A 15517-nucleotide genomic window follows, 5' to 3' on the forward strand; every position below is an offset into this window, starting at 1 on the left:
CCGGCCCCGGCCGGATAGCGTGCCCGTATGACGACTGCACTGATCACAGGGGCCACGGCCGGTATCGGCGCCGCCTTCGCCCGGCGGCTGGCACGCGACGGGCACAACGTGGTGCTGGTCGCCCGGGACACCGAGCGGCTGCGGCGGAACGCCACCGAGCTGCACGACCGGCACGGCGTCGAGGCGTCCATAATCACCGCCGACCTGGCCACCGACGAGGGCATCGCGGCGGTCGAGGAGCGGCTCGGCGACCGGAAGCACCCGGTGGACCTGCTGGTCAACAACGCCGGATTCGGCAACAGGGGCCGCTATCTGGAAGTGCCGATGGCGGACGAGCTGCGCATGCTCAAGGTGCACTGCGAGGCCGTGCTGCGGCTGACCTCGGCCGCCGCCGGGAGCATGCGCGAGCGGGGCCGCGGCGGCGTCGTCAACGTGGCCTCGGTGGCGGCCTTCGTACCGCGCGGCACCTACGGCGCGTCCAAGGCGTGGGTCGTGCAGTTCACCCAGGGCGCGGCGCGGGACCTGGGGCCGTCGGGGGTGCGGCTGATGGCGCTGTGTCCGGGTTTCGTGCGCACCGAGTTCCACCGGCGCGCGGGGATGTCCGCACAGAGCGTGCCGGGCTGGATGTGGCTGAACGCCGACCGGGTGGTGGACGCGGCCCTGGAGGACCTGGCCAGGGGGAAGACACTGTCCGTCCCGGACCCGCGCTACAAGGCGCTGCTGGGTCTGGCCCGGCTCGCGCCGCGCGGTCTGGTCTCGCGCGCCTCCTCCACCACCGGGCGCTTCAGCCCGAGGTGAGGGGGCGCGCCATCGCTCTTACGGCAGCCCCGGCCCGGTCCCGCGCGCAGGCCGGCCCGGTCCCGCACACGGACGCGGTGAGGCCCGGTCCCCTGCGCGTCAGGGGACCGGGCCTCACCGCTGCGGCGGACGTACCGCGGGAGCCCGTGCCTCAGTGGGCGTGGCCGTGACCGTGGCCGCCGGCCTCCGGCTCCTCCTCGGCCGGCTTCTCGACGACCAGGGTCTCGGTCGTCAGCAGCAGCGACGCGATGGAGGCGGCGTTCTCCAGGGCGGAGCGGGTGACCTTGACCGGGTCGATGACGCCGGCCTTGACCAGGTCGACGTACTCGCCGGTCGCGGCGTTGAAGCCGTGGCCCTTCTCCAGCTCGGCGACCTTGGAGGTGATGACGTAGCCCTCCAGGCCGGCGTTCTCGGCGATCCAGCGCATCGGCTCGACCAGGGCGCGGCGGACGACCGCGACACCGGTGGCCTCGTCGCCGTCCTTGCCCAGGCTGTCGCCCAGCACCTTGGAGGCGTGGACCAGCGCGGAGCCGCCGCCGGAGACGATGCCCTCCTCGACCGCGGCGCGGGTCGCGGAGATGGCGTCCTCCAGGCGGTGCTTCTTCTCCTTGAGCTCGACCTCGGTGGCCGCGCCCACACGGATCACGCACACGCCGCCGGCCAGCTTCGCGAGGCGCTCCTGGAGCTTCTCGCGGTCCCAGTCGGAGTCGGTGGTCTCGATCTCGGACTTGATCTGCGCGACGCGGCCCTGCACGTCCTCGGCCTTGCCGCCGCCGTCGACGATGGTGGTGTCGTCCTTGGTGACGGTCACACGGCGGGCACTGCCCAGCACGTCCAGACCGGCCTGGTCGAGCTTGAGGCCGACCTCCTCGGCGATGACGGTGGCGCCGGTCAGCGTCGCCATGTCGCCGAGCATCGCCTTGCGGCGGTCGCCGAAGCCGGGGGCCTTGACGGCCACCGCGTTGAAGGTGCCGCGGATCTTGTTGAGCACCAGGGTGGACAGGGCCTCGCCCTCGACGTCCTCGGCGATGATCAGCAGCGGCTTGGAGCTGTTGGTCTGGATGATCTTCTCAAGCAGGGGCAGCAGGTCCTGGATGGAGGAGATCTTGCCCTGGTGGATCAGGATGTAGGGGTCGTCGAGGACGGCCTCCATGCGCTCCTGGTCGGTGACCATGTAGGGCGACAGGTAGCCCTTGTCGAAGGCCATGCCCTCGGTGAAGTCCAGCTCCAGACCGAAGGTGTTGGACTCCTCGACGGTGATGACGCCGTCCTTGCCGACCTTGTCCATCGCCTCGGCGATCAGCTCGCCGACCTGCTTGTCCTGGGCGGACAGCGCGGCCACGGCGGCGATGTCGGACTTCTCGTCGATCGGGCGGGCGGTGGCGTGCAGGTCGTCGGAGACGGCCTTGACCGCGGCGTCGATGCCCTTCTTCAGGGCGGCCGGGGAGGCACCGGCGGCGACGTTGCGCAGGCCCTCGCGGACCAGCGCCTGGGCCAGCACGGTGGCGGTGGTGGTGCCGTCACCCGCGATGTCGTTGGTCTTGGTCGCCACCTCCTTCACGAGCTGGGCGCCCAGGTTCTCGTACGGGTCCTCGACCTCGACCTCGCGGGCGATGGTGACGCCGTCGTTGGTGATGGTCGGGGCGCCGAACTTCTTGTCGATGACGACGTTGCGGCCCTTGGGGCCGATCGTCACCTTCACGGTGTCGGCGAGCTTGTTGACACCGCGCTCGAGGGCGCGACGGGCGTCCTCGTCGAACTTCAGGATCTTCGCCATGGTTGCTTGGGTCCTCTCGGAGTCCTCGTCAAAGGAACCGCGCCCTGGCCCCGGACGTCTCGGACGCGGGTACCAGGGCGCGGATCACAGGCAGTCTTCGCGGTGCTTACTTCTCGATGATCGCGAGAACGTCGCGCGCCGAGAGGACGAGGTACTCCTCGTTGTTGTACTTAACCTCGGTGCCGCCGTACTTGCTGTACAGCACGATGTCGCCGACCTTCACGTCGAGCGGCAGGCGGTTGCCGTCCTCGAAGCGGCCCGGACCGACGGCGAGGACGGTGCCCTCCTGGGGCTTCTCCTTCGCGGTGTCCGGGATGACCAGGCCGGAAGCCGTGGTCTGCTCGGCGTCGAGCGGCTGGACCACGATGCGGTCCTCGAGCGGCTTGATGGCAACCTTGGAGCTGGTGGCGGTCGTCACGATCCGACCTCCCCCTTCGGAGATCTCGGCGGGGTTTGGATGTCTGGGGTGGCGACCTGGTAGATCCGTCGTCGCGGGTGCCGGATCTGCCCGTCGCTTGAGTTGGCACTCTCCATGGGGGAGTGCCAATGCTGAGACTATGACGGCGTTAGCACTCAGTCAACCGGAGTGCCAGCGCACGGCGCGTTGCGCGCAGGTGCGCCGGTACGCTGACCCCGTACCGCGTCACAGGTGCCCGCCCGTCAAGGAGTACCGCCGATGACCGCAGAGCCCCTGCCCGGCTGGTTGCACCCGCCGCCCGGCGGCTGGACCGCCGACGACCTGGATCGGCTCCCGCCGGACGGCCCGTGCTTCGAGCTGATCGACGGAGCCCTCGTGATGACGTCCCCGCAGACCTCGTTCCACGGCCAGGTGATGCGGCGGCTGTCCAACGCCATAGAACTCGCGGCCCCCCACGACCTGTGGGTCGAGTTCGAGATGACGATCCGGCTGGGGAAGCGCCAGCGCCCGGGGCCCGACATCCTCGTCGTCAGCGGTCCGCCACATGACGAACGCACCGCGTACCTCCCCGAGGAGGTCGTGCTCGTCGTCGAGATCGTCTCCGAGGAGTCGGCCGTGCTGGACCGCGAGACCAAACCGCTGAAGTACGCCCGGGCCGGCATCCGCCACTTCTGGCGAGTGGAGAAGGAAGACCGCAAGCCGGTCGTGCACGTCTACGAGCTCGACGACACCACCGGCACATACGTCCCCACCGGGATTCACCGCGACAAGCTCGTCCTCCCGGTGCCTTTCCCCATGGACATCGACCTGACCACGTTGTACCGCGCGCCGCGGTGACGGGCCGATGAGCACCGACCCGGCCGTCGGCGGCCCCCTCTCCGCCTTCCAGCGCCTGCTGACCGACGAGGGGCAGGCCCTGCTGGCGAAGCTGCGGTCCTACGACCCCGGGCGGGAGCTGGCCGTCGCCACCCGGCTGCGCCGCGACCACCCGGCCGAGCTGGTCTCGGCGGCCATCGCCCAGACCCGGCTGCGGCAGCGGGCGGCGGCGAAGTTCGGGGCGGAGGACGCGGCACGGATGTACTTCACCCCCGACGGCGTGGAGCAGGCCACCCGCGCGAGCGTGGCCGCGTACCGCGCCGGCCGCTTCGCCGCCCTCGGGGTGCGGTCCCTGGCCGACCTGTGCTGCGGCAACGGCGGCGACGCCGTCGCGCTGGCCCGCGCCGGGATCGGGGTCCTGGCCGTCGACCGCTCCCCGCTGGCCTGCGCCGTCACCCGCGCCAACGCCGGGGCGCTGGGCCTGTCCGAGCTGATCGAGGTGCGCTGCGCGGACGTGGCGGAGGTGGACACGGCCGGCTTCGACGCCGTCTTCGCCGATCCGGCCCGCCGCGGCGGACGCGGCCGGATCTTCGACCCCGAGGCGTACTCGCCGCCGCTGTCCTGGGCGGTGGAGGCCGCCCGGCGCGCCCCGCTCGCCGCGCTGAAGGTGGCCCCCGGCATCCCGCACGAGGCGGTGCCCGAGGGCGCGGCGGCGGAGTGGATCTCCGACGGCGGGGACGTCAAGGAGGCCGTGCTGTGGTTCGGCGCCGCCTCGCACGGGGCGCCCCGGGTGCGCGCCACCCTGCTGCCCGGCCCCCGCACCCTGGACTCCGCCGGCCTGCCGGATCCCCCCTCCGGCCCCGTCGGCCGCTATCTGTACGAGCCGGACGGCGCGGTGATCCGGGCGCACCTGGTCGCGGAGGTGGCCGAGCTGGTCGGCGGACGCCTGATCGACCCGACCATCGCCTACGTCACCTCCGACGAGCACCGCCCGACGCCGTACGCGACCGCGTACGAGATCACCGGCACCCTCCCCTTCAACGTCAAGCGGCTGAAGGCGCTGCTGCGCGAGCGCGGTGTCGGGACGCTGACGGTCAAGAAGCGCGGCTCGGCGGTCGAACCGGAGGAGCTGCGCCGGAAGGTGAAGCCGTCCGGCCCGCATTCGGCCACGGTCTTCCTCACCCGCGCCGCGGGCGCCCCGACGATGCTCCTGGGCCACCCGCTCCGCTGACGGGGACACCCGTACGGGTGATGGTCACGCGTTCCGGTCCGGGTGGCGCACGGGCCGCGAACAATCGCTCGCGGGGCACCCGGTGCGGCGTAGCCTGACATCAGCGACACGGGGAGGACAGCCATGGCCGCCGACCCCATCACCGAGCCGATGAACGAGCCGCAGGACCCCATCGATCTGCTGATCGCGTTCGAAAAGGCCGCAGACGCGCCGATTCGAGCCGAGTACGTCGAGGGGACGATGATCGTGGCACCGCGGCCCGACGACCACCACAACGACGCCGCGACCGAGTTCTACCTCCAACTGCGCTCGGCCGGTTTCCGGCTGGCCGGCATCGGAAGCGGATACCGTCTGGCTCTGCAAGGGGAGACGCGCTCCCTGCTGATCCCGGACTTCTACGTGAGACGGCGGAAGCCCACCGAACTCGACGAGGCGTACCGCAGGGCGCACCGGGGCTGGTACTCCATCGAGCTGCTCGCGCTGGCCGGGGAGATCACCTCCACCAACCACGAGACCGACACCGGCCCGAAGTACCGCGGCTACGCCGCCGCCGGGGCGCCCGTCTACGTGCTCGTCCACCGGCAGGAGAAGAAGGCGTACGCCTTCTCCGACCCGGTGCGGGAGGAGGACCCGGCCAAGGCCCACTACGCGACACGGGTCGAGGTGGACCTCGGCCGGCTCCTCTCCCTTCCCGCCTCCTACCCCGCGCTGGACACCGCTCCGCTGCTGGAGAGCCGGGACTGAGGCCGCGCGGCCGGTCACGGCACGTCGGCGTCCGCGCTCTCGAAGCGCCAGCGGTGGACCGGACGGTGGAGCAACTCCTGTGGTGGTGAGGGTAGTTCGGGGAGCTCGGCCTCGTAGGGGGCGTCCCACCAGGTGATGACCAGGACGCGGTCGGCAGGTGCGGTGAAGGTCTCGCGGCGCGGGGGCGCGGGGTCGAGCGCCTGGGCGCGGGCCCACTCCAGCAGCTCGGCCCCGCGGCCGTCCGCCGCGCGGGCCTCCCACATCAGGGCGACGGTCATGAGTAGAGGTTCTCCGCGCTCGTCTCGTGCACGTGGTCGTGGCTGTGGCCGTGCGCGCCGCTGTGCGAGACGCCCGGGACGTGCGGCTCGGTGACCGGCAGGGAGGAGTCGGCCGACAGGTCCCAGTCGGAGGGGGCCCGGTCGCGGGCGACCATCTCGGCGCCCAGGGCCGCGACCATCGCGCCGTTGTCGGTGCACAGTTTCGGGCGCGGTACCCGCAGGGTGATCCCGGCCGTCTCGCAGCGTGCCCGGGCCATCGCGCGCAGCCGCGAGTTGGCCGCGACGCCGCCGCCGATCATCAGGTGGTCCACCCCCTCGTCCCGGCAGGCGCGCACCGCCTTGCGGGTCAGCACGTCGGTGACCGCCTCCTGGAAGGACGCGGCGACGTCGGCGACGGGCACCTCCTCGCCCGCGCTCCGCTTCGCCTCGATCCAGCGGGCGACGGCGGTCTTCAGGCCGGAGAAGGAGAAGTCGTAGGGCGCGTCGCGCGGGCCGGTCAGCCCGCGCGGGAAGGCGATGGCGTCCGGGTCGCCCTCGCGGGCGTAGCGGTCGATGACGGGTCCGCCGGGGAAGCCGAGGTTCAGCACCCTGGCGACCTTGTCGAACGCCTCGCCCGCCGCGTCGTCGATGGTGGCGCCCAGCGGGCGCACGTCGGAGGTGATGTCGGAGGACAGCAGCAGCGAGGAGTGGCCGCCGGAGACCAGCAGCGCCATGGTCGGCTCGGGCAGCGCGCCGTGTTCGAGCTGGTCGACGCAGATGTGCGAGGCGAGGTGGTTGACGCCGTACAGCGGCTTGCCCAGCGCGTACGCGTACGCCTTGGCCGCCGAGACGCCCACCAGCAGCGCGCCGGCCAGGCCGGGGCCGGCGGTGACGGCGATCCCGTCGAGGTCGCTCGCGGCGACGCCGGCGTCCTTCAGGGCGCGCTCGACGGTGGGGACCATCGCCTCCAGGTGGGCGCGGCTGGCGACCTCGGGCACCACGCCGCCGTACCGGGCGTGCTCGTCCACGCTGGAGGCCACCGCGTCGGCGAGCAGCGTGTGCCCGCGCACGATGCCCACGCCGGTCTCGTCGCAGGAGGTCTCGATGCCGAGGACCAGGGGTTCGTCAGCCATGGGTCGTCGTTCCTTGGTGTTCCGTTGCGGGGTCGGGGGCCGGGTCCGGCGCGGTGTCCGTCGCGGGGTCCTGTACGTGACCGGCCGGGCGGCGCATCACGAGGGCGTCCACGTTCCCGGGCTGGTAGTAGCCGCGGCGCAGGCCGATGGTCTCGAAGCCGAAGCGCTCGTACAGACGCCGGGCGCGGTCGTTGTCCACCCGGACCTCCAGCAGGACCTCGTGGCACTCGAAGCCGGTGGCGGCGGTGAGCAGCGTGGTGAGCAGCCGGGCGCCCAGTCCGGTGCCCCAGTGGTCGCGGGCGGCGGCGATGGTCTGGACGTCCCCGGTGCCGCCCGTGGCGGCGAGTCCGCCGTAGCCGACGACGCGGCCCCCGCCGTCCTCGGCGACGAGGTAGCGGCGGGTGGCGTGCGGGCCGCGCGCTCGGGCGAGTTCGGACCAGAACAGGGCGGGGGACCAGGCGTCGTGGGGGAACAGCTCCCGCTCCAGCTCCAGCACCGGTTCGATGTCCCACCAGCGCATCTCGCGCAGGACGGGCTGCCGGAGGGCCTGTCCGGCGGGCTGCTCGGCGGGCTGCTCGGGTGGCACGGTCACCGGGGCGTGACCACCTTGTAGTTGGCGGGCACCTTCGCGTCCGGGCGCCGCAGGTACAGCGGCAGCGGAGGCAGGAAGCCCCCGGCCTCACCACCGTCGCCGGTGCCTGCCGCGAGGCGCTCGGCGGCCAGCGCCGCCAGCGCGGCCGCCGAGACGTGTTCGGGCAGGTCCTCGCGTACGCCGGTGAAGGTGTCCGCGTACAGCCGGGCCCCCATGCCCACCGCGGGAACGCCGGCGACCAGCTCGGCGATGTCGGCCGGGCGGTCCACGGCCGGGTCCCCGAGGCGGGTGCGGGCGTCGGCGTAGCGCGCCCAGTACACCTCCTTGCGGCGGGCGTCGGTGGCGACGACGAAGGGGCCTTCCAGTCCGGCCTCCCCGGCGGCGTGGGCGATGCCGTCCAGCGTGCACAGGCCGTGGACGGGGATGCCGCGGGCGGCACCGACGGTCGTCGCCGTCATCAGCCCGACCCGCAGGCCGGTGTACGGGCCGGGTCCGACGCCGACGACGATGCCGGTCACGTCGCCGAGCGTGGCACCGGCCTCGGCCAGGACGCGGTCGACGGCCGGGAGCAGCAGTTCGCCGTGGCGGCGGGCGTCCACCTCGTCGGCGGCTGCGAGGGTCCTCGTCCCGTCGTGCAGGGCGACGGTGACGGCGGGGGTTGCGGTATCCAGAGCGAGCAGGAGCACGCTCTCAGCCTACGGCGCGCCGCGGACCGCCGGTGCCCGCCCGCGGCACGGCGACCGCTACCGACTGCTACCGTCGGACTTACGATCACACCGGTCCTCCAGGGCTCCGAAAAGGGCTTCGGCAGGCCGGCGGGTGAAGCGGCGAGTACCGGAGGCGGGCGAGACGGTGGCACGGAACAGCGCGGGTACGTTCGTGGCCGGGCTGACCGCGGCGGCGCTCGCCGTCGTCGGCTTCCTGGCCTACCAGGCGTCCGCCGCGCGGGACCGGAACGGGCCCGCCGGTGAGCGCGGGGCCGCCGCGTCGGCCTCCCCCTCCCCCTCCCCCGACGCCGCGCGGAAGGACGCCCGGGCCCGCGACGAGGACCGTGAGAAGTCCGGGGAGCGCGAGGAGGCCGCGCTGCCCGCCGACTCCGGCTCCGGCGAGCGCGTCGTGTACTCCCTGCGGGGCGACCGGGTCTGGCTGGTGGGCGCGAACGAGCAGGTCACCCGGACCTACCGCGTCGTCCCCGGTGCGGTGGACCCGCTGCCGGGCGAGTACACCGTGAGCGAGAGCGGCCGCACCGAGCGCGTCACCGGGTCCGACGGGGTGCCCGTCGCCCATGTGGTGCTGTTCACGCAGGTGGACGGGGTCGTGGTGGGCTTCAGCGCCGCCGTGGACGGCTCACTGCCCGAGGGGCCGCCGAAGGAGGGCACGGGCGGCGTCCGCTCCAGGGCCGCGGACGGCGAGGCGATGTGGCGGTTCGCCACGGCGGGCACGAAGGTCGTCGTCGTCCCCTGAGCCGTGGGCCTCGCCGGCCGGTGTTTGCCCTCCCGCTGTTCGAACAAACGGTGGACAGGCAGGCGAGCGGCTGGAGGTGGGGCGGAAGATGGCTCTCGGGACGGACAGAACGCCCGGTGGCGACGGGGGCGGGCAGCGGCCCGCGGACGCCGGGGACCGGGCGGCCCGCGCCGCCCGGCAGGCCGGCGAGTCGGCCCGGATGGCGCGGGAGGAGCGCCGGGAGACCGAGAAGGAGCGGGCCGACCGGCGGTGGACGGAACTCCTTCAGGAGGTCAGGGTCGCCCAGATGGGCATCCAGATCCTGCTCGGCTTCCTGCTGAGCGTCGCCTTCACCGAGCGGTTCACCGACCTGGGAACCGTGGACCGCAACATCTACGTCGTCACCGTCGTCCTCGGCTCGGCCGCGACCGGCACCCTGATCGCCCCGGTGGCCCTGCACCGCTTCGTCACCGGGCACCGGATGAAGCCGCAGACGGTGGAGTGGGCCGCCCGCCTGACCATCACCGGGCTGGTCCTGCTGCTGTGCACGGTCACCTGCGCCCTGCTGCTGATCCTGCGCGTGGTGCTGCACAACGGACTGGCCTGGTGGATCGTCGGCGCGCTGTTCATGTGGTTCGTGGGCGCCTGGTTCCTGCTCCCGGCCTGGGCGCGCCGCGTCGGGCCGAGGCAGGCGCGGCGGGAGGGATAGCGGGCGGGGGCACGGCTCCCGGTGCCCCCCTCCGCCCTCGTACGGGCCCTCAGGCCGCCTCGGCCCGGGGGCCCTCGTCGTCCGGGCGCTCTCCGGCGGCGGTGCGGCGCTCGGGGGCCGGCGGTGTGGAGACCGCGTCGGCCGCGGCGCACGAGGCCAGCAGGTCGCGCATCGGCACCGCTCCGGCACCCGGCGGGTGCCCGGACGCGCCTGCGGGCGCGTCCTGCGCGGTCGTCTCGGGCTGTCGCCTCTCTGCCTCCATGGGTCCTCCCGTGGCTCATGGGGCGGGAGCGGTAAGGCGTACCTAACCACCCCTTCCGGCCTCCATGTGAACACGCCGGAGGGACCGTGCGCAACATCTTGCCGACACGGTGTCGGACCCCGGACCCCGGACCCCGGACCCTGGTCCCGGTGCGGTACGCGGCGCGCACCGGGCGGGCGCGGTCCGTGCGGGCTTCTCCGCCCTACGCGCTCTCCCCGGGCTCCGCGAGGACGGACAGGTCCTGCCCGGACCAGCGCCCGCCGACGCCGGTCACCGTCACCGTCCGCACGTCGTCCCCGGACCCGCCGGCCGCCGCCTCTGCCGCCGCTCCGGCCGGATCCGCCCCCACGGACCGTTCGATGACCACGTGCAGCCGGTCCTCCGACAGCTCCTCGACCTTCCCCTCGCCCCACTCCACGACCACCACCGAATCCGGCAGCGAGACGTCGAGGTCCAGGTCCTCCATCTCCTCCAGGCCGCCGCCGAGCCGGTAGGCGTCCACGTGCACCAGCGCGGGCCCGCCGCCGAGCGGGGGGTGGACCCGGGCGATGACGAAGGTGGGCGAGGTGACCGCGCCGCGCACGTCCAGCCCCTCGCCCAGTCCGCGGGTGAGGGTGGTCTTGCCCGCGCCCAGCTCGCCGGTGAGCAGGACGAGGTCGCCGGGCCGCAGCAGCCGGGCCAGCCCCCGGCCCAGCTCCAGCATCCGGTCGGGGGTCGCCACGCGGATCCCCACGGTCCGTTCGGGGCCCCGGAGATCACGCGGCTCGTCAGGACTCGGGGGGCTCTGCCGGCTCTCCGGGGCGGCCCCGGGGGCGGTCCCCGGAGCCCGGTGGTGCGGTGTGTCCATGGGTGTGGATGGTACGCGTCAGCAGCTCGGCCAGGCGGTCGCCGACCGCCTCGGGGTGCTCCAGCATCACCAGGTGGCCCGCGCCCTCCACGACCACCAGGTCCGCGTGCGGCAGCACCCCGGCCATCGCCTCGCTGTGCTCGCGCGGGGTGAGCAGGTCGCGGTCGCCGGTGAGGATCAGCGCGGGCCGCCCCTCCTCGAAGGCGGTCAGCGCGTCGGTCTTGTCGTGCTCGGCGAAGGCGGGGTAGAAGTCGGCGACCACGTCGACCGGCACCGACTCGATCAGCCGCTCCGCGAAGCGCGCCACCCCCGGGTCCACGTCGCGGCCGCCGAACGAGTACCGCTTGACCAGCCCCGTGAAGAGGTCGGCGGTCGCCCGACGCCCCCGCTCCACCAGATCGGCCCGCGCGGCCAGCGTCCTGAGCACCCCCGGCGCCATCCGCCGCAGTGCCCGGGCCCCGGCGGCGGGCAGGCCGAAGGTCACCTCCGTGAGGTTTCCCGCCGAGGTGCCCAGCAGGGCCACCGCGGCGACGCGCTCGGCGACGTACCCGGGATGGTGGTGGGCCAGCGCCATCACCGTCATCCCGCCCATCGAGTGGCCGACGAGGACGACCGGCCCGGTGGGGACGGCGGCGTCGAGCACCGCCTTCAGATCGCGTCCGAGCCGGTCGATGGTGACCGTCTCGCCGGCCCGTCCGCGCCCGGAGCGGCCGTGGCCGCGCTGGTCCCAGTAGACGGCGCGCAGGGCCGGGGTGGGGGGCGCGGTGGGAGTGACGCCGCGCAGGGCGGCGCGCTGGAAGTGCCAGACGTCCTGGGCGAGGCAGTAGCCGTGGCTGAAGACGACCGTGGGCGCGCCCTCGGGTATCGCGCCCTCCGGTTCGTCGGTCTCGTAGTACAGCTCGGTGCCGTCGTCGGCCACGGCCCTGCCGGGGGTGCCGCGCAGCGAGCCGTACGGGCCGGCCGCGTCCAGGGCCAGGCGCGCCCTGTGGCGTACCGCCCGGTGCACGGTCAGCCGCTCGACGGCCACTCCCGCCGCCACGCCGGCCGCGGCGAGTCCCAGCACCGCGCCGGCCACCCCCGCGCGGCGCGCCCACCCCCTGCCGCCCGCGTCCCTCATGCCCGCCTCACGCCTCCGCGTTCAGATGGACGCGCGGCACCCGGGCGCCGATCCGGGTGACGATCTCGTACCCGATGGTGCCCACCGCGCGCGCCCAGTCCTCGGCCGTCGGCTCACCCGCGTCGCCCGGCCCGAACAGGACCGCCTCGTCACCCTCCGCGGCCGCGTCGCCGCCCAGGTCCACCACGAACTGGTCCATGGCCACCCGTCCGGCGACCGTCCGCCACTTGCCCGCCACCAGCACCGGGCCGGTGCCGGAGGCGTGTCGGGGGACGCCGTCGGCGTAGCCGGCCGGGACCAGGGCCAGGGTCGTCTCACCGGGGGTGGTGTAGTGGTGGCCGTAGCTCACCCCGTGCCCGGCGGGCGCCCGCTTGACCAGGGCCAGGCGGGCGCGCAGGGTCATCACCGGCCGCAGCCCGAAGTCCGCCGGCAGACCGACCTCGGGCGCGGGCGAGAGCCCGTAGACCGACACGCCGGTGCGCACCAGGTCGAAGTGCGCCTCGGGGAGGGTGAGGGTGGCGGGCGAGTTGGCGATGTGGCGCACCTCCGGGTCGAGCCCGGCGCGGGCCGCGGTGGCCAGGGCCTCGCGGAAGACGGCGAGCTGGGCTGCGATGGAGGGGTGGCCGGGCTCGTCGGCGCAGGCGAAGTGCGACCACACTCCGGCGACCTTCACCGTGCCCCCGGCCTCGGCTGCGCGGGCGGCGGCGGTCAGCTCCTCCCACCCGGCGGGCGGGCAGCCGCTGCGGCCCAGCCCGGTGTCGATCTTCAGATGGACGCGGGCGGTACGGCCGCTGGCGCGGGCGGCCTCCACGATCTCCCGCAGCGCCCACTGGTCGCTCGCCGACACGTCGACGTCCGCCTCGATCGCCTCCCGCCAGGGCCCGCCGGGCGTCCACAGCCAGCACAGCAGCCGGCCCCGGTCCCCGGCGGCGCGCAGCGCCAGCGCCTCCTCGGGGGTGGCCGTGCCCAGCCAGGCCGCGCCCGCCCGGCGCGCGGCGCGGGCACAGGGGATCATGCCGTGGCCGTACGCGTCGGCCTTGACCACGGCCATCAGCGCGGCCCCGGTCCCGGCCGCGCGCTCGCGCAGGGCACGGACGTTGGCGCGCAGTGCGGCCAGGTCGATCTCGGCGCAGACCCGGTGCGTGTCCGGGCGGGGCCGCACCGCCGCGCCGGTGGCGGAGGGCTCACTCACGACGTCCATCGCCCCCAGTGTCTCAGGTCCGCCTCCGGCCGCCTCCCGGCCCGCCCGGCGTGTGCGGGGAGGCGGCCGGTGGGGGCGGGGCGGGCGCCTCGGGGCGGGCCCGGCACAGGCGTCCCGGCGGTGAGCCGGGGGCCGTGGCGCACCGGGTGGTCCGCCGTACGGCGGACCGGCGGGGGCGGGCCCCGGTCCGTGCCTCCGCCGCGGGCGCGGGGGCGTACCCCGGCACGCGCCCGCCGCGCCCGCCCCGGCTCACCCGGCTTCCGCGGCCTCCAGCACGTCCCGCCAGGCCGGGCGCAGCGCCTCGGCCACGTCGAGCGCGCTGACCGGCGGCGCCGCGCGGCGGCCCGCCAGGCCGTGGACGTATGCGCCCGCCACCGCCGCGTCCACGGGCTCCAGGCCGCAGGCGAGCAGCGAGCCGGCCAGCCCGGAGAGCACGTCGCCGCTCCCGGCCGTCGCCAGCCAGCCGGTGCCGGTGGGGTTGGCCCGCAGCGGGCCGTGGCCGCCGGGCGGGGCGACCACCGTGGTCGAACCCTTGAGCAGCACCGCCGCCCCGTACCGCCGCGCCAGCTCCCGCGCCGAGGCCAGCCGCGCCGACTCGACCTCCTCCCGCTCGGCGCCCAGCAGCGCCGCCGCCTCGCCGGCGTGCGGGGTGAGCAGGACGGGGGCCGTGCGCTCGCGCGGCGCTCCGGCGTCCATCAGCCGCAGCCCGTCGGCGTCCACCAGCACCGGTACCTCCGAGGCCAGCACGTCCCGGACGATTCCGCGCGCCTCGTCCCCGTCGCCGAGCCCCGGCCCGACGACCCACGCCTGTACCCGCCCCGCCCGCGAGGGCGGGCCGGAGGAGACCAGCGTCTCGGGGAAGCGGGCGATCACCTCCTCGGCCGCGGGCCCGGCGTAGCGCACGGCGCCCGCGCCGCCGCGCAGCGCCCCGGCCACCGCCAGCACCGCCGCGCCCGGGTAGCGGGCGGATCCGGCCGCGATCCCGACCACGCCGCGCCGGTACTTGTCGCTCTCGGCCGAAGGGCGGGGCAGCAGGGCGGCCACGTCCGCGTGCTGCGCGGCGCGCACCACCGGTTCGGCCGCCTCCAGATACGGGCCCAGGCCGATGTCGACCAGCCGCAGCGCCCCGGCGTGCTCGCGCGCGGGGTCGACCAGCAGGCCCGGCTTGTACGCCCCGAAAGTCACCGTCGCGGCCGCCCGCACCGCCACTCCGTGCACCTCGCCGGTGTCGGCGTCCACGCCGCTGGGCAGGTCCACGGCGACGACGGGCACCCCGGCCTCCGCGACGGCGTCGGCGATCTCCACCGCGCCCGGCCGCAGGCCTCCCCGGCCGCCGATGCCGACGATGCCGTCAAGCACCAGATCGGCCCGCCGCAGGAGCGCGGGCACGTCGGCGGACACGCCCTCCAGCACGGTGTGGGCGGCGGGGGCCGCGACGGCCCGGCCGCCGGCCGCCCGCAGCGCGGCGAGCCCGCCGGTGTGGACCTTCTCCGGGCTGAGCAGCACAGCGGTCACCCCGGCGCCGCGCCGGGCCAGGTACGCCCCGGCGAAGAGCGCGTCCCCGCCGTTGTCGCCGCTGCCCACCAGCAGGGCGACCCGGGTGCCGTAGACGCGCCCCAGCATCCCGGCGCAGGCGGCGGCCAGCCCGGCGGCGGCGCGGCGCATCAGCGCCCCGGCGGGCAGGCGCGCCATCAGCTCCCGCTCGGCGGCCCGTACGGTCTGCACGCTGTAGGCATCTCTCATGCCCCCAGTCTGACCGCCCGCCGCCGCGCCCACCCGCCGCCGATCGATCTCCGGCGGTCAGCTCTCGGCGATCACGACGGCCGTCGCCACCCCCGCGTCGTGGCTGAGGGAGACGTGCCAGTGGCGCACCCCCAGCTCGGCGGCGCGGGCGGCGACGGTGCCGGTCACCCGCAGCAGCGGCCGCCCGTGCTCGGAGGCGTGCACCTCCGCGTCCGTCCACACCAGCCCGCCGGGCGCGCCCAGCGCCTTGGCCAGCGCCTCCTTGGCTGCGAACCGCGCCGCCAAGGAGGCCACCGAGCGCCGCTCCCCGCCGGGCAGGGTCTGCTCGGCGGGAGTGAACAGCCGCTCGGCCATGGCGGGGGTACGGGCCAGGGCGCCGGCGAAGCGGTCGATCGAGGTGACGTCGATCCCCACCCCGACGATCACCTG

Annotated in this window: 18 protein-coding genes; 6 read left to right on the forward strand and 12 right to left on the reverse strand. The window is 75.0% G+C overall.

Annotated elements, in window-relative coordinates; all coding sequences use genetic code 11:
- Positions 1-27 precede the first annotated feature (27 nt).
- Positions 28-798 carry an SDR family NAD(P)-dependent oxidoreductase gene (locus IQ279_RS13965; RefSeq protein WP_206348867.1) on the forward strand — a complete coding sequence of 257 codons (771 nt, stop codon included), beginning with the start codon at positions 28-30 and terminating at the stop codon, positions 796-798.
- Positions 799-949: 151 nt separating this feature from the next.
- On the opposite strand, the gene groL is transcribed toward IQ279_RS13965, so the two are convergent.
- Complete coding sequence (gene groL, locus IQ279_RS13970; RefSeq protein ID WP_206348868.1) at positions 950-2575, reverse strand: chaperonin GroEL; 1626 nt, start codon at positions 2573-2575, stop codon at positions 950-952.
- A gap of 106 nt (positions 2576-2681) precedes the next feature.
- Positions 2682-2993 carry a co-chaperone GroES gene (groES, locus tag IQ279_RS13975; protein WP_093660681.1) on the reverse strand — a complete coding sequence of 104 codons (312 nt, stop codon included), beginning with the start codon at positions 2991-2993 and terminating at the stop codon, positions 2682-2684.
- Between the two features lie 258 nt (positions 2994-3251).
- On the opposite strand from groES, the gene IQ279_RS13980 reads away from it, so the two are divergent.
- The 3 genes from IQ279_RS13980 to IQ279_RS13990 all read left to right on the forward strand — a co-directional run bounded on the left by IQ279_RS13980 (position 3252) and on the right by IQ279_RS13990 (position 5784).
- Positions 3252-3830: a Uma2 family endonuclease gene (locus tag IQ279_RS13980; RefSeq protein WP_206348869.1), complete on the forward strand. Its 579-nt coding sequence runs from the start codon at positions 3252-3254 to the stop codon at positions 3828-3830.
- 7 nt (positions 3831-3837) lie between these two features.
- Complete coding sequence (locus IQ279_RS13985; protein ID WP_206348870.1) at positions 3838-5040, forward strand: class I SAM-dependent methyltransferase; 1203 nt, start codon at positions 3838-3840, stop codon at positions 5038-5040.
- 123 nt (positions 5041-5163) lie between these two features.
- Positions 5164-5784, forward strand: a complete 621-nt coding sequence (locus tag IQ279_RS13990) for a Uma2 family endonuclease (protein ID WP_206348871.1) — start codon at positions 5164-5166, stop codon at positions 5782-5784.
- Between the two features lie 14 nt (positions 5785-5798).
- Here IQ279_RS13990 and IQ279_RS13995 read toward each other — a convergent pair whose 3' ends face one another.
- From IQ279_RS13995 to tsaB, 4 genes are all read right to left on the reverse strand, one after another.
- Positions 5799-6062, reverse strand: coding sequence for a hypothetical protein (locus IQ279_RS13995; protein WP_206348872.1), 264 nt, complete (start codon positions 6060-6062; stop codon positions 5799-5801).
- On the reverse strand, positions 6059-7174 hold the full coding sequence (gene tsaD, locus IQ279_RS14000) for a tRNA (adenosine(37)-N6)-threonylcarbamoyltransferase complex transferase subunit TsaD (protein WP_206348873.1): 1116 nt from the start codon (positions 7172-7174) through the stop codon (positions 6059-6061). Before tsaD ends, IQ279_RS13995 begins: the two co-directional genes overlap by 4 nt.
- Entirely contained in the window at positions 7167-7694 is a 528-nt protein-coding gene (gene rimI, locus IQ279_RS14005) for a ribosomal protein S18-alanine N-acetyltransferase (RefSeq protein WP_206348970.1), read from the reverse strand. Before rimI ends, tsaD begins: the two co-directional genes overlap by 8 nt.
- Before the next feature lie 68 nt (positions 7695-7762).
- Positions 7763-8452 (reverse strand): tRNA (adenosine(37)-N6)-threonylcarbamoyltransferase complex dimerization subunit type 1 TsaB, encoded by a 690-nt coding sequence (gene tsaB / locus IQ279_RS14010; RefSeq protein ID WP_206348874.1) that lies wholly within the window; start codon positions 8450-8452, stop codon positions 7763-7765.
- A gap of 166 nt (positions 8453-8618) precedes the next feature.
- Here tsaB and IQ279_RS14015 point away from each other — a divergent pair, with 166 nt between their 5' ends.
- Both IQ279_RS14015 and IQ279_RS14020 read left to right on the forward strand, forming a co-directional pair.
- Positions 8619-9230 (forward strand): hypothetical protein, encoded by a 612-nt coding sequence (locus IQ279_RS14015; protein ID WP_206348875.1) that lies wholly within the window; start codon positions 8619-8621, stop codon positions 9228-9230.
- Between the two features lie 88 nt (positions 9231-9318).
- The gene (locus tag IQ279_RS14020; protein ID WP_372445133.1) at positions 9319-9918 is read left to right on the forward strand and encodes a DUF6328 family protein; all 600 of its coding nucleotides are present in this window, start codon (positions 9319-9321) and stop codon (positions 9916-9918) included.
- 49 nt (positions 9919-9967) lie between these two features.
- Here the strand turns inward: IQ279_RS14020 and IQ279_RS14025 are convergent, their stop codons facing one another.
- The 6 genes from IQ279_RS14025 to IQ279_RS14050 form a co-directional block, all read right to left on the reverse strand.
- Positions 9968-10180, reverse strand: a complete 213-nt coding sequence (locus IQ279_RS14025; RefSeq protein WP_206348986.1) for a hypothetical protein — start codon at positions 10178-10180, stop codon at positions 9968-9970.
- Between the two features lie 202 nt (positions 10181-10382).
- The gene (tsaE, locus tag IQ279_RS14030) at positions 10383-11027 is read right to left on the reverse strand and encodes a tRNA (adenosine(37)-N6)-threonylcarbamoyltransferase complex ATPase subunit type 1 TsaE (protein WP_206348876.1); all 645 of its coding nucleotides are present in this window, start codon (positions 11025-11027) and stop codon (positions 10383-10385) included.
- Complete coding sequence (locus tag IQ279_RS14035) at positions 10948-12144, reverse strand: alpha/beta fold hydrolase (protein WP_206348877.1); 1197 nt, start codon at positions 12142-12144, stop codon at positions 10948-10950. The genes tsaE and IQ279_RS14035 overlap by 80 nt, the downstream gene beginning before the upstream one ends.
- Positions 12145-12151: 7 nt before the next feature.
- Positions 12152-13345, reverse strand: a complete 1194-nt coding sequence (gene alr, locus IQ279_RS14040; protein ID WP_206348878.1) for an alanine racemase — start codon at positions 13343-13345, stop codon at positions 12152-12154.
- A gap of 249 nt (positions 13346-13594) precedes the next feature.
- The gene (locus IQ279_RS14045; RefSeq protein WP_206348879.1) at positions 13595-15088 is read right to left on the reverse strand and encodes an NAD(P)H-hydrate dehydratase; all 1494 of its coding nucleotides are present in this window, start codon (positions 15086-15088) and stop codon (positions 13595-13597) included.
- Between the two features lie 57 nt (positions 15089-15145).
- The gene (locus IQ279_RS14050; protein WP_206348880.1) at positions 15146-15514 is read right to left on the reverse strand and encodes a holo-ACP synthase; all 369 of its coding nucleotides are present in this window, start codon (positions 15512-15514) and stop codon (positions 15146-15148) included.
- Positions 15515-15517: the final 3 nt, after the last annotated feature.

It is taken from the genome of Streptomyces verrucosisporus (assembly GCF_017114865.1).
GTDB lineage: Bacteria > Actinomycetota > Actinomycetes > Streptomycetales > Streptomycetaceae > Streptomyces > Streptomyces fenghuangensis.

Bases quoted from the DNA above. Each gene is read 5' to 3' on its own strand.
- IQ279_RS13965 (WP_206348867.1), top strand. From the start codon at position 28: ATGACGACTGCACTGATCACAGGGGCCACGGCCGGTATCGGCGCCGCC.
- groL (WP_206348868.1), bottom strand. From the start codon at position 2,575: ATGGCGAAGATCCTGAAGTTCGACGAGGACGCCCGTCGCGCCCTCGAG.
- IQ279_RS13980 (WP_206348869.1), top strand. From the start codon at position 3,252: ATGACCGCAGAGCCCCTGCCCGGCTGGTTGCACCCGCCGCCCGGCGGC.
- IQ279_RS13985 (WP_206348870.1), top strand. From the start codon at position 3,838: ATGAGCACCGACCCGGCCGTCGGCGGCCCCCTCTCCGCCTTCCAGCGC.
- IQ279_RS13990 (WP_206348871.1), top strand. From the start codon at position 5,164: ATGGCCGCCGACCCCATCACCGAGCCGATGAACGAGCCGCAGGACCCC.
- IQ279_RS13995 (WP_206348872.1), bottom strand. From the start codon at position 6,062: ATGACCGTCGCCCTGATGTGGGAGGCCCGCGCGGCGGACGGCCGCGGG.
- tsaD (WP_206348873.1), bottom strand. From the start codon at position 7,174: ATGGCTGACGAACCCCTGGTCCTCGGCATCGAGACCTCCTGCGACGAG.
- rimI (WP_206348970.1), bottom strand. From the start codon at position 7,694: ATGCGCTGGTGGGACATCGAACCGGTGCTGGAGCTGGAGCGGGAGCTG.
- IQ279_RS14020 (WP_372445133.1), top strand. From the start codon at position 9,319: ATGGCTCTCGGGACGGACAGAACGCCCGGTGGCGACGGGGGCGGGCAG.
- IQ279_RS14025 (WP_206348986.1), bottom strand. From the start codon at position 10,180: ATGGAGGCAGAGAGGCGACAGCCCGAGACGACCGCGCAGGACGCGCCC.
- tsaE (WP_206348876.1), bottom strand. From the start codon at position 11,027: ATGGACACACCGCACCACCGGGCTCCGGGGACCGCCCCCGGGGCCGCC.
- IQ279_RS14035 (WP_206348877.1), bottom strand. From the start codon at position 12,144: ATGAGGGACGCGGGCGGCAGGGGGTGGGCGCGCCGCGCGGGGGTGGCC.
- alr (WP_206348878.1), bottom strand. From the start codon at position 13,345: ATGGACGTCGTGAGTGAGCCCTCCGCCACCGGCGCGGCGGTGCGGCCC.
- IQ279_RS14045 (WP_206348879.1), bottom strand. From the start codon at position 15,088: ATGAGAGATGCCTACAGCGTGCAGACCGTACGGGCCGCCGAGCGGGAG.